General features: G+C 55.4%; 11 protein-coding genes. 5 read left to right on the plus strand and 6 right to left on the minus strand.

All coding sequences use genetic code 11. From position 1 onward, the window contains the following. Nucleotides 1-116 precede the first annotated feature (116 nt). Nucleotides 117-1,601 carry an FAD-dependent tricarballylate dehydrogenase TcuA gene (gene tcuA, locus AC4GMC_RS14755; RefSeq protein WP_487877096.1) on the minus strand — a complete coding sequence of 495 codons (1,485 nt, stop codon included), beginning with the start codon at nucleotides 1,599-1,601 and terminating at the stop codon, nucleotides 117-119. Nucleotides 1,602-1,665: 64 nt separating this feature from the next. On the opposite strand from tcuA, the gene AC4GMC_RS14760 reads away from it, so the two are divergent. Both AC4GMC_RS14760 and AC4GMC_RS14765 read left to right on the plus strand, forming a co-directional pair. After that, complete coding sequence (locus tag AC4GMC_RS14760) at nucleotides 1,666-2,289, plus strand: GntR family transcriptional regulator (RefSeq protein WP_487877097.1); 624 nt, start codon at nucleotides 1,666-1,668, stop codon at nucleotides 2,287-2,289. Then, entirely contained in the window at nucleotides 2,279-3,310 is a 1,032-nt protein-coding gene (locus AC4GMC_RS14765) for an AbrB family transcriptional regulator (RefSeq protein WP_487877098.1), read from the plus strand. The genes AC4GMC_RS14760 and AC4GMC_RS14765 overlap by 11 nt, the downstream gene beginning before the upstream one ends. Here AC4GMC_RS14765 and AC4GMC_RS14770 read toward each other — a convergent pair. From AC4GMC_RS14770 to AC4GMC_RS14785, 4 genes are all read right to left on the minus strand, one after another. Then, nucleotides 3,288-4,259: a D-2-hydroxyacid dehydrogenase family protein gene (locus tag AC4GMC_RS14770; protein WP_487877099.1), complete on the minus strand. Its 972-nt coding sequence runs from the start codon at nucleotides 4,257-4,259 to the stop codon at nucleotides 3,288-3,290. The two genes, AC4GMC_RS14765 and AC4GMC_RS14770, sit on opposite strands and share 23 nt — an antisense overlap. Continuing rightward, on the minus strand, nucleotides 4,256-5,350 hold the full coding sequence (locus AC4GMC_RS14775; protein WP_487877100.1) for a 4-oxalomesaconate tautomerase: 1,095 nt from the start codon (nucleotides 5,348-5,350) through the stop codon (nucleotides 4,256-4,258). Before AC4GMC_RS14775 ends, AC4GMC_RS14770 begins: the two co-directional genes overlap by 4 nt. After that, nucleotides 5,347-7,374 (minus strand): tripartite tricarboxylate transporter permease, encoded by a 2,028-nt coding sequence (locus AC4GMC_RS14780; protein WP_487877101.1) that lies wholly within the window; start codon nucleotides 7,372-7,374, stop codon nucleotides 5,347-5,349. Before AC4GMC_RS14780 ends, AC4GMC_RS14775 begins: the two co-directional genes overlap by 4 nt. Before the next feature lie 70 nt (nucleotides 7,375-7,444). Continuing rightward, nucleotides 7,445-8,533 (minus strand): tricarboxylate transporter, encoded by a 1,089-nt coding sequence (locus tag AC4GMC_RS14785; RefSeq protein WP_487877102.1) that lies wholly within the window; start codon nucleotides 8,531-8,533, stop codon nucleotides 7,445-7,447. A gap of 121 nt (nucleotides 8,534-8,654) precedes the next feature. Here AC4GMC_RS14785 and AC4GMC_RS14790 point away from each other — a divergent pair, with 121 nt between their 5' ends. From AC4GMC_RS14790 to AC4GMC_RS14800, 3 genes are all read left to right on the plus strand, one after another. Beyond that, complete coding sequence (locus AC4GMC_RS14790) at nucleotides 8,655-9,320, plus strand: response regulator transcription factor (protein WP_487877103.1); 666 nt, start codon at nucleotides 8,655-8,657, stop codon at nucleotides 9,318-9,320. Next, nucleotides 9,320-10,696, plus strand: coding sequence for a sensor histidine kinase N-terminal domain-containing protein (locus tag AC4GMC_RS14795; protein ID WP_487877104.1), 1,377 nt, complete (start codon nucleotides 9,320-9,322; stop codon nucleotides 10,694-10,696). Before AC4GMC_RS14790 ends, AC4GMC_RS14795 begins: the two co-directional genes overlap by 1 nt. A 181-nt stretch (nucleotides 10,697-10,877) precedes the next feature. Continuing rightward, the gene (locus tag AC4GMC_RS14800) at nucleotides 10,878-11,198 is read left to right on the plus strand and encodes a hypothetical protein (protein WP_487877105.1); all 321 of its coding nucleotides are present in this window, start codon (nucleotides 10,878-10,880) and stop codon (nucleotides 11,196-11,198) included. A 130-nt stretch (nucleotides 11,199-11,328) separates the two neighbouring features. On the opposite strand, the gene AC4GMC_RS14805 is transcribed toward AC4GMC_RS14800, so the two are convergent. Beyond that, a partial coding sequence (locus AC4GMC_RS14805; protein WP_487877106.1) for an IS3 family transposase occupies nucleotides 11,329-11,927 on the minus strand: 599 nt, incomplete at its 5' end.

Raw genomic sequence — 11,927 nt, forward strand, 5'->3', positions numbered from 1 at the left:
GTGCCCGAGATCGCGCGAAATCACTGCCCAGCTTCCGCGAAATACGCACCCTTCGAACAGCTTTGTAACAATACCCTCAATCTTAGTGGTTAAGTTGACGATTATGGGCCCGAAACCTAGGCAGCTTTGTGTGCTGCCGAAACGCCGGCCAGCCGACCGAAGACGGCGCCGGAGGTGAGCCCGGACCCACCGGGATAGCCGTTCAAAAACACGCCACCAACAACTTCTCCACAGGCAAACAAACCCGGGATGGCTACGTTGTCGACGTCCAAGACTGCACCCGCATCGGATATCTTTAGTCCGCCGTAGGTAAAGGTGATCCCGCCCGTGACTGGAAAGGCGCGGTATGGTCCGGTGTCGAGCTTCTGAGCCCAATTCGATTTTGCCAATCCTGCTGTCGCGGCAGATTTTCCGTCCTTGATTGTCGGATCAAAAGGGGTCTGGTCCGTGACGCTTTGGTTATAGTCCATCAGGGTCGCCAGCGCGGCATCTGCATCGATCCCCTCGCACTTCGCGAGCAAGCCGGGTAGATCGTTGGCCTCTTCAAAGTGGGCGTCTTCGAACCTGTACTCTCCATAGAGCAGGTCAAACACTTTCGCATCAAAGATTTGCCACGCCCGCGCCCCCGGCTGCTGCAAAACTGCGCGTCCAAACTGGGCATAAGTGTAGTTGCGGAAGTCAATGCCTTCGTCCACAAATCGCTGGCCGTTCTCGTTAAGCATTACACCAAGAAAATAGCTGATCTTGCGGTAGTTTTTACGCTCGCCATGAGGGATGTTAAGGTTGCCGTAGTCCTTCATGAAGTAATCCATGGGGGTGGCATGACATCCGTCAAAGCGGCCATATTTCTGCGCCCCGATGGACCAAGCCGCACGCAGGCCGTCGCCTGTGTTGTGCGGTGTGCCGCGCACCTTGGCGGTCTTCCACTCTGGGCCGATTAGGCTTTCGCGCATTTCTGGACTGCTTTCGAAGCCACCGCAGGCTAGGATAACGGATGTGGCATCCAATGTGGTGCCATCCGCCAAGATCACACCGGTGACGGTGCCCTTGTCTGTCAAAAGGTCCGCAAACTCGGTGTTATAGCGAACCGTGCCACCCAAGCGAGTGAATGCGGCCATTTCCATATCAAATAGGCCTACGCCCTCGTTCTCGGCGGCAAGCGTAAGACCGCCCCAGAAGATAATCTTGCCGTCTTTCTCAAAGCTTTGACGCGCCCAGATGGGTTCATAAGTGACACCATGTCCCGCTAGCCAATGCATTGTGTCGTAGCTTTTGCCCACCAAAATCTGCTGCTCTGGCGTCAAAGGGGCGCCATCATTGAACCCTAAAAGGTCCTTGGCGAACTTATCTTTCGTGTAGCTGCCAAAATCTGACCGCGGCACACGTGCGTCATCCCGATTGGCCAACAAAGGCAGCAACGCATCACTAGTTTCATAGGCAAAGCGCATCGCGCCTGCGGTGTATTTTGTATTCCCGCCAGCCAAAGCCTCATCAGCCTTTTCGATCATCAAGACTTTTGCTCCACCCTCACAGGCGGCAATCCCTGCAGATAGGGCTGCATTGCCAGATCCTACGATAATGACGTCCCAAGTGGTGTTCATAATATGCTCCTTGCAGAATTGTATCCACGCGTATACAATTTAACATGAAACGACAAGGCCCAACATGCCACAAGCCTACGAACACCTTTACAATGCAATTGAGACCGGTGAGCTGCGCCCCGGTGATCGTTTGCTTGAGACTGAACTCGCTGATCGATTTGGCGTTAGTCGCACGCCCATTCGCGAAGCCATTCGGAGGCTAGAAGCTGACGGGATCGTTTCTCATCAGCCGCGTGTTGGTGCGGTTATTCGCACCTTGGGTCAGACAGAAATTGTCGAGCTATATGAAATGCGGATCGTACTTGAAACGACCGCCGCCGCCATGGCCAGCAAACACGCCTCAGCTGCGGAAATTCGCACCCTCGAAGCCTTGAATGCGGATATGGAGGCGGTGGCGACTGACGCAGTACGCGTCGCCATCCTGAACCGTAAATTCCACCGCTGTATCCTAGAGGCTGCGCGCAATCAGTTTCTCGCGCAGAGCTATAGCGCCCTGTCCCATGCCATGATCTTGCTGGGGAAAACCACGTTGGAAACCGAAACGCGTGTGGCCAATGTCGTCGCTCAACACGGTGATATCATCGCAGCCCTAAAAGCCGGCGACGCCGAGCGGGCTGAAGAAACCATGAGGGTTCATATGGAAACCTCTCTGGATCACCGCCTCAAGGCTTTGCACATTGATCGCTAGACACGCCCTGACCCATACCGTCAGCCTCGCTGGGGCACTCTCGTTCTTGTGGTTGCACATTCCATTGCCATGGCTGTTCGGTCCTATGTCTGCCTGCCTTGTGGCAGCACTTTGTGGCATGCCGCTCGTGACATACAAACCGCTAAGTGATGCTATGCGTAGCATTTTGGGCGTTGCGGTTGGTGCGACCATCACAGTGGCGTTTCTAGGGACGCTGTCCTCAATGTGGATCACCCTGATGATCGTGCCGTTGATGGTCATGGCGATTGGGGCGATTGGCGTGTGGTACTTTCAGCGCGTCGGTGGCTTTGATTTTCCGACCTCCTATTACGCGGCCATGCCCGGTGGGCTTCAGGATATGATCGCCTTTGGCGAAGAGGCAGGTGGCAATGTCCGGGCAATCTCTCTTATCCATGCTACGCGCGTACTGGTCATCGTTTTGGCCCTGCCCCTCGTGCTGAGCACCGTTTGGCAAGTTGACCTTGATCGCCCACCTGGGGCCACGATTACAACGTTCGAGGTCGATCAGCTTATCATCCTCGTGGTTTGTGCCATCGTCGGTTGGCGTGTGGCCAAACGATTGGGAATGTTCGGTGCCTCAATCCTGGGGCCGCTTATACTTGCGTCTTTCGCCAGCTTGGCGGGTTTTTTATACACCCGCCCACCATCAGAAGCGATCTGGGCCGCGCAATACTTCATCGCTATTGGGATCGGCGCAAAATATGTCGGCATCACCGGCAAAGAGCTGCGCCATGATGTGGCTGCGGGACTAGGGTTTTGTGTGATCTTGCTGATCTTGACGGGGCTGACCATCGAAGGCGTGTTGCTTCTTGGGCTGGCACCTCCGATTGAGACGATCCTGTCTTTGGCACCCGGCGGGCAAGCAGAGCTAGTCGTGCTTGCCCTTATTGTGGGGGCGGACATGGGGTTTGTGGTGGCGCACCATGTTCTGCGCATCTTTGTCGTGATCCTAGGTGCACCGATTATGGCGCGGATGTTTAGGCACGCACTTCCGGATTAATCATGTGGATCGGCGCGCCATCGCGGAATGCGACGACCTGATCGAAGATATCCGAAAATTGAATCTCAAACTCGTCTTCGGTCACGAAGCCGATATGCGGAGTGCAGGTTACATTGGGATGCGTAAGCAGCGGATCATTGTCCCATGTGATGGGTTCTTGGTCGAAGACATCAAGTGCGGCCTGCCCCGGACGGCCTGCGTTCAATGCCGCCAGCATTGCACCCGGTTCGATCAATCCTGCGCGCGAGGTGTTCACAAACATCGCATCGGACCGCATATGCGCAAGGTCCGCTGCGGTGATCATGCCGCGTGTTGATGGTTTGAGCCGGACATGTACCGACACGACGTCAGGCTTGGAAAAGAACGCCTCTCGGCTTGGTGCTACGGTCTTGCCGTCGGCCCGCGCCCTTGCCCGACCTTCCTCAGATGACCACCAAATGACGTTCATGCCAAAGGCGTTTGCATAACCCTCAACGGCCTTGGCAATGCGTCCATATCCATAAAGTCCGAGGGTGCGACCATGGAGCGTTTTACCAACGCCCATTTGCCACCCTCCCGCTTGCATATTGGCCATTTGTTGCGGAATTTGCCGTGCGGTGGCGAGTATCAATGCCCATGTGTGCTCGGCGGCCGCAAAGCTTGGGGTGCCCCCATGCATATTGGAACAAAGCAGAACGCCGTTGCGTGTGCAGGCGTCTATGTCGATGTGCGGGTAAACACTGCGTTGTGAGATCAGCTGTAGATTTGGAAGTTGATCTAAAATCTGCACCGTTATCGCGCTGCGTTCGCGAAACAGGACCACGGCGTCAAAGGGTTTGAGCCGCTCGGCCAGTTTATCCGGATCTGGTTCGTGGTCATTGAAAACCGTGACATCAACCCCGTTCAATTTTGCAAAACAAGGCAGGCCGCGCAGCGTATCGAACCAATCGTCTAGGATCGCGAGTTTCATGAGTGCCCCTTCCAGATAGCCGCAGGAACATACACCTCGCCCGCTGCGAGTTTACGACAAGTGCGCACCAGCCCGGCAGAGATATGATGAAATTCGTCGTCCTTTAGATCAAAATCCACAACAACGTCCATCAAGCCCATCGGGTGCTCAAGCGTCACAGTTGCCGGGCCTGACCCTGCGCGCTCCAACAGCCCGTCCGCCACGCTTCCGGGCGTAAGTGCACAAGAAGCAAGGCACTGGCTGCCTGTCACTGCCATTGTGGGATGCGCATTCCATGGCATGAAATAGCGAGTGGCGATGGTGCCCCCGTCCTTGGCTGGCGCCAAGAGGCCGAATTTTGGGGTCACGGATTTGGTGCAATCGCCCATCCCCATTGCCTGACCCGCTTGGAGCCGGACGGCCTCCATACGTGCAAAGAAATCGCGGTTGGCATCTAGGTCTTTGGGGGTCTCATACCCGGTGAGACCAAAATCAGAGGCACGCGCAATGACCATCGGCATTGCCACGTCCATACATGTCACCTCAATACCATAGAAGGTATCACGCAGATTGCCGGTAGGCAGGAAAGCCCCGGTCGAAGACCCTGCGACCTTCATGAAGTTTAACGCTACAGGTGCGGCGGCGCCGGGCACCCCGTCGATACAGGCGTCCCCTTCGTAGGTAATTGCACCGTCGGGTGTCTGGACGCGCGCGACCACTTGGGCGCCTGTATTGACGGCGCGGATACGCACATCGGTCTGCGCGCCCTGCGCCTCAACCAATCCCATCTCTAACGCGGCTGACGCCACGCCAGACAGGATGTTGCCGCACGTCGGTTTGAAATCCACGATCTGCTCTTCGACGCTGACTTGCGCAAAGAAATAATCGATGTCCGCCCATTCGTCATCTGACCGAGAGAGCATGGCGACCTTTGTCGTGACCGCATTTCCCCCACCGATCCCATCGATATTGAGCGGGTGGCCGGATCCCACAGCCGCTATGAGCACCTGTGCGAGTGTGTCCAAATCCACAGGTAGGTCGGCGCGATTGAAGTACGGTCCGCGCGAGGTTCCGCCACGAATGAAAACAAAGGGGATTGCTGTCTGGGTCATGTGAAAGGCCAAGGTAGGTCAAAGAAGGATTGTAACAGGCCGGGTGGGAAATCGCGGCCCAAGAGCCAAGCCATGCTCATCATGAAGGCAAGGCCCAACGCGCTGAGCCCGAGGGCTTGGGTCCATCCCAGCCCCGCGCGCAAACGCAGGAAGGACAAAAGAAACACCGCAAGTGCAATAATGAACCCCGTGATCGACGTCAGGATTAGCAAGAAGCCAAACCACGCGAGTGTGGGCCAAAGCGTATAGCTATTGTCGGCAGCCTCAGCCCCGGTTTCGCCGTCTGCGAACAACGTGTGCGTTTCGGGCACCAGCATCATTTGCACCAGCAAAATGACCGCGCCGACGAGCGTAATACTGGCCACGAATACCGGGAACACCCGGTCGGTCCACGCGTAGTCCGGGATCGTTGCGACATCCCAAAGTGCGTAGGCAACGAAACCCAAAATCAGCAACAGAAATGTAAACGGTGCGCGTTTGCCGCCGGAGGGAACATCACCCTCTGCCATAATGTTCTTAGCTTGACGTAGCCCTAGAACCACAGACACCACAGTGATGACAATCAATGAGATTGTGATCCATGACAACAGGTAGTCCATCCCAGTTTCCCAGCCTTGGCGGAACTTGATGCCCTGAATTTGGTATGCGTTGTTGGAGTAGTTTTCCACTGGCGTCGACAACACGAAGCCGATCAAGAACGCAGGCCGTGACCAATCGAACCGCTTCATCATGATCCCTAGGAACCCGATTGCAAACAATGCCACAAGGTCCATCAGGTTTTGCCCGGACTGAAACGCAGCAAATGCGATGACCATAAAGATGAATGGCGCAAGCAGTGCAAAGCGGATGTTCGTTAACCGGGCAATGCCGCTGGACATCGAAATGCACAAAATTGTGCCGACGACATTTGCCAACGCCAAAAGCCAGACGATAGAGTAAACGAAGTCGAGATTATTTTCGAGCAGGCTCGGCCCCACGTCGATTCCGTTGCCCAAAAGAGCAAGCGCGCCGATGAAGATCGCCATCGACCCGGACCCGGGGATGCCAAAGAGAAGTGTCGGCACAAGCCCCCCACCCTCCTTGGCGTTGTTGGAACTCTCTGGTCCGATCACGCCGCGAACATCACCTTTGCCGAATTGGTCTTTGCCTTTGGCGGTTTGGATCGTGTGTCCGTAGGCGATCCAATCCACAACTGATCCGCCAAGACCCGGTATAATCCCAACAATCACACCGATGATCGAACACCGTGCGGATAGCCATTTGTTGGCCCACCAATCACGGACCCCCAGCATCCAGCCCCCACCCAAAGACTGCCGGTCGCTTATCGCTTTGTCTTTGCGCAATAGGGCAACAATCTCAGGGATGGCGAAAATGCCCAAGCCCACAATGACCAGCTTTAACCCATCAGTGAGATAGGGAAAGTCGTAGCTGGACATGCGCAACTCACCATTGAATGGTCCTTCGCCGATGGTGCCGATCAACATGCCAAGACCGGCGGCAACGATGCCCTTGATTGCGATCCGGCCGGCAAGGATGCCCACCATCGACAAGCCAAAGACCGAAACCATCAATAGTTCAGGTGATTGAAACTCCAACACGATGGGGCGCGCGACCAGAATGAACGCAGTTAGAAAAGCCGCCCCCACCAGCCCGCCAAACAGTGACGCCGAAAATGCCGCCGACAACGCACGCGCGGCTTGGCCTTTCTTGGCCATTGGAAATCCGTCAAGCACTGTGGCCTGTGATGCCGATGACCCAGGTATCCCCATCAACACCGAAGCAAACGTGTCAGATGTAGGGACCACGGCCACCATACCAATCATCAGTGCGAGACCCAAAATAGGGTCCATGCCGAACATAAACGGCAAGAGAAGAGACAGGCCTGCAATACCGCCGAGGCCGGGGAAAATGCCGATGGCCAATCCCATACAGACCCCAAGGACCAAGTACCCGAGCACGACAGGTTGTAGAATTTGGCTCCATGCTGAGCCGAGCGCTGGCAGCGCCTCTAAAAAGATTTCCATAGAACGGCCTTCCCACCGATTGAAAAAGCGCCCCGCGGACGGGCCGAGGGGCGCTCAAAAATAGGTCGGTTTACTTCAGTTCAACGCCGAAGTCTTCTTTCAACCAGCCCTGGACGTAGGACTTGGCGCTGTCGCTCACGGTGATCGCGTTGGCCAAAGCACTGCGTGCTGCATCACCGGTGTACATTGGGTACTTCCCAAGACGTGCTGCTGAAATCTCGGCAAAGTCATCACGCGCTGCGATTTCGGCAAACGCGTTAGAGAACGTTTCCACGATCTCTGGGTCTGTACCGGCTGGCAGGAACGCGATCTTCTGCGAGGGGAAGCCCGCGATGAAGAAAGCTTTCCATGCATCCCACTGGTCGCCCGAGGTTTCGCACCCGTCAGTGGCTTCGCAGACTTCTTTGAAGGTTGCGATCTCTGGGAAGGTCGGGTCGCGTACGATGTTGCCATCGGCATCGATCGAACCCCAAGTCATCATGGGAACGGCTTTGCCTGCCTCAACCAACGCCATGGACCCTTTCAGGTAACCCGACGATGTTTGATAATCGATCGTGGCCTCACCGCTTTCGAACATCTTACGGCCGTCGCCCCGGCCTTTGATGCCCAGAACGTGCTCGACGTTCATGCCCAGCATTTCCCATGCAAGTGCTGGGATAATGTCCAGACGCGTGGCGCCCTGGTTGCCGTAGATGAACGTTACGTCTTTTAGGTTGTTGGCTGAACCGTCAAATTTCGCGCCATCCTCAGCGTTGAGATAAGCTACACCACCGGTGCCCGAGGCCATCACTGGCTCCCAATCGTTGTATTCATACCGAACGCGTGGATCGCCGAGCAGATAAGGAAACTGTGTGGAGCCGGATGAGCCGAACATCACCGTGCCGTCGCCACCGCTTTGCTCTTGGAACCAGTTTGCCCCTTTAGTCGAACCCGCGCCGGGCATGAACTTCACCACAACTGTGGGGTTGCCTGGCAGAGCCTCCGACAGCAAAGGCGCAAAGAAGTTAGCCCATTTGGCCGAACCACCTGTTTCAGAGAACGGGATCGTCCATTCGATGGTTTTGCCGGACATGTCGACATCTGCAGCTGCGGGCAATGCCAAAGCTGTGGTCGCGGCAAGCGTAAGTGCCACGCGACGCGTGATTTTGGATAGTGTCATAATTTCCTCCCAAAGCGCCAAAGCGGCGCCGATCGTTTCAAGTATCAGACCAGTATGCTGGCTCTTGATTCTTGCACCATGCTTGCCCAACCTTGCGCGAAGCTTTCAGCCGAGAGAAAAAATGCGATTCACCATTGTTGAAGACAACCAAACGCTTGCCAATGGAATCGCACACCAGTTGCGCGATCAAGGGCATGCTGCTGATGTGATCCACGACGGAGATGAAGCGTTGGCATTTTTGCTCCGAGATGGGGCAGATATGGTGATTTTGGATGTGAACCTGCCGGGATGTAGTGGTTTTGACGTGGTTCGTGGGCTGCGACAAGCGGGGCAAACGATGCCCATCATTCTGCTTACTGCCCGCGACAGCGTGAATGACAGGGTCGCGGGCCTAGATGCGGGGGCAGATGATTATTTGATCAAACCCTTCGATATGAAGGAGCTGGATGCGCGTATCCGGGCGTTGTTGCGGCGCAAACCTCTCAGTGAGGGGGATGTGATTACGGTAGGCCAATTGGATTACGACAGAACGGGGCGTACCTTGCGAATGGGCGGTGTGGACATTCCACTGACCCAGCGGGAGATCGCCGTGTTTGAATGTCTGTTTGAGCGCGCGGGTCAGATTGTTTCTAAACCACAAATTGCAGATCATCTTTATGGCGTGGGTGCTGAAATTGAAGAGCGGGTGATTGAGGTTTATGTCTCTCGCCTACGCAAAAAACTGAGCCATGCGGGGATCAAGATCAAAGCTGCTCGTGGCTTGGGCTACTTGTTGGACATCGCGTGATGACCTTACTGCAAGGGTCGCTGAGGCTGCGACTATTGGGCTTAATTCTGGTGCCGTTGGTGGTCGTTTCGGCCCTGATGGTGGCTTGGCGGTTCAATGACGCACGGGGCACGGCTGAAGGTATCTTTGACCGAAATCTTATCATGCTGGGCCTAGCGGTGTCGCGCGATGTGGCCTTGTCCGGTGGAGACACTTTGTCGGACACGACGGCAAATCTCTTTAGCGAAGCGACAGGTGGGCCGGTGTTTTATCATGTCTACGGTCCCGACGGCAGCTTTGTGACTGGTTATTCCTCTCCGCCCGTGCGGCGTCCGGCCAATGTGCGACTAGACCTTAATACACCGGTTCTGTTCGATGCTGTCCACCAAGGCGAACCCGTTCGTGCCGTCAGCCTAGCGGAACGGGTCACAATCGACGGAATTTCCGGGGTGTCGGTGGTAACTGTGTGGCAGCAACTGCAACCGCGCTTGGCTTTTGCAAATCGGCTTGCAGGGCGCGCTGTGTTGGTTACGGCTAGTCTACTGTCGACGGTGGCTGCGGTCGTCTTTTTTGGCGTGGCATTGGGCTTACGCCCGTTGAAACAACTAGAGCAAGCCATTCAAAGACGGTCTACAACTGATCTGCGCCCCATTGATCGCCAAGTGCCCAAAGAGGCGCGCGGTATCGTGCAGCGTCTGAACACCCTGTTCAACAGCCTAACCGAGGCTAAAGATGCCCGAGAACGCCTCATCTCGAATGCAGCCCATCAACTGCGCAACCCTGTTGCGGCAATCCATACAATGGCCCAAGCCGTCGAAACCGCAAAGACGCTAGAAGACAGTCAAACGCGCGCTGGTGAACTGGTGGCCGAGACCCGTCAGGCCATGCGTCTCACCCAACAATTGCTATCGCTGGAAGGTGTGCAAGGCAGGCCTTCGCAACTGGTTTCCTGTGAACTTAATGTGTTTCTCAAGGAATATGCGGCCCGTGTCGGACCCAGAATTCTGGATGCGGACGTCAGCTTTGATGTTGATATCCCAAAGGAGCGGGTTATCGCCAAGTTTGATGAAACGCTTATGCAAGAAGCGCTCACAAATCTGATCGACAATGCCCTTCAACATGGCGGACAGAGGTTAGATAAAATCTGGCTCCACCTTGCGACAGACGCAGAGGCTGTGATCGTTGAAGTGGGCAATACTGGCCAGTCGGTACCTACCGCAATTTCTGAGCAGGTTTTTGAGCGTTTCACCCAAGGTTCTGAGAGTTCAGGTGCAGGGCTTGGCTTGGCGATTGTTGCAGAGATTGTCAGCCTGCACGGGGGAACGATTACGCTCAGGAGCTCCGGGATGACCTGTTTTGAGATTAGGTTGCCGAAAGAGAATGCGTCCCGTTCGTGATTACTGTGACTATGCTAAAAACGGTGATTACTGCGCTGTTCTGCATAGATGCATCTCGAGGGCCTTTGCCAACTTTGTTCAGCCTAGGTGCGCGGGACTGTTTTACTGATTGCCTACTTGCGCTAAGCTTAACCTCGCAGTGCCGCCCGATGGCGTCAGCATTGGCCGTGTGGATTTCGCCGTGGATATACTCGCACCCGAGTTTGATTTGGAGCCTGAACACTTTATCATGCACGCACGGTCGCGCCGCAAGACCTTTGCCGATCTCGAACAGATGCAAACACATGGCCCATCCGGTCGGTTCAAATCCGTAACTATTGGCAAACAACCTGGTCGGCAAGTGATTGTGTACGATAAGCGTAAAGAAGTGCTGAGCAAGCGCACGGTCGAATGGCCGATAATTTGGAACCGAAACCTTGAGAAAATGGGTCTGCCTGAGCTTGATCTCGTCGACCGCGCAAAAAGCCAAGTTTGGCGGGTCGAGCTGCGGATGGGCAAATAGGCACTGCGCGAACGTGGGAATATTCGTGGCTTCGGGTCGCTCTACGAGCGATTGCTAGCTGAGATGAACCAGTTTGTGCAGGAAGTGACGTTGCACTGAGCAGCCCCACTTGAGTGGTCCATTTTAAAAGTTAGTGCATGATTGGCCGTTGGTCCATCGGGATGATGGCCTCTGGCGCAGGTGGGCGGTAGCCTAATGCACTGTGGGGTCTTTTGGTGTTGTATTGTTTCCTCCAGCTTTCGATGATGATCTGGGCTTCACGGAGCGAGTAGAAGATCTCTCCGTTTAGCAATTCGTCGCGCATTCGCCCGTTGAAGCTTTCGCAGTATCCGTTCTCCCAGGGCGATCCAGGCTCGATGTAAGCTGTCTTGGCTCCAACGCCTTTGATCCAGTCCCGGACAGCCTCAGCAATGAACTCCGGACCGTTGTCTGAACGAATGTAAGCAGGCACGCCGCGCAGAATGAACAGGTCTGTAAGAGCGTCGATAACCTCAGTCGAGTTCAGCTTGCGTTTTACCCGGATCGCCAGACATTCTCGGCTGTGTTCATCCAGAATATTAAGCGTCCGGAACGCCCTGCCATCATCTGTCCGGTGATGCACGAAGTCGTAAGACCAAACGTGGTTGCGATACTCGGGCCGAAGCCGAACGCATGAGCCATCGTTCAGCCAAAGCCGTGCGTATTTCGCGGAAGCTGGGCAGTGATTTCGCGCGATCTCGGGCACGCGTT

The organism is Thalassobacter sp. (assembly GCF_982993085.1).

Coding starts and splice junctions, on each gene's coding strand:
- tcuA (WP_487877096.1), bottom strand. CDS start 1,601: ATGAACACCACTTGGGACGTCATTATCGTAGGATCTGGCAATGCAGCC.
- AC4GMC_RS14760 (WP_487877097.1), top strand. CDS start 1,666: ATGCCACAAGCCTACGAACACCTTTACAATGCAATTGAGACCGGTGAG.
- AC4GMC_RS14770 (WP_487877099.1), bottom strand. CDS start 4,259: ATGAAACTCGCGATCCTAGACGATTGGTTCGATACGCTGCGCGGCCTG.
- AC4GMC_RS14775 (WP_487877100.1), bottom strand. CDS start 5,350: ATGACCCAGACAGCAATCCCCTTTGTTTTCATTCGTGGCGGAACCTCG.
- AC4GMC_RS14780 (WP_487877101.1), bottom strand. CDS start 7,374: ATGGAAATCTTTTTAGAGGCGCTGCCAGCGCTCGGCTCAGCATGGAGC.
- AC4GMC_RS14785 (WP_487877102.1), bottom strand. CDS start 8,533: ATGACACTATCCAAAATCACGCGTCGCGTGGCACTTACGCTTGCCGCG.
- AC4GMC_RS14790 (WP_487877103.1), top strand. CDS start 8,655: ATGCGATTCACCATTGTTGAAGACAACCAAACGCTTGCCAATGGAATC.
- AC4GMC_RS14795 (WP_487877104.1), top strand. CDS start 9,320: ATGACCTTACTGCAAGGGTCGCTGAGGCTGCGACTATTGGGCTTAATT.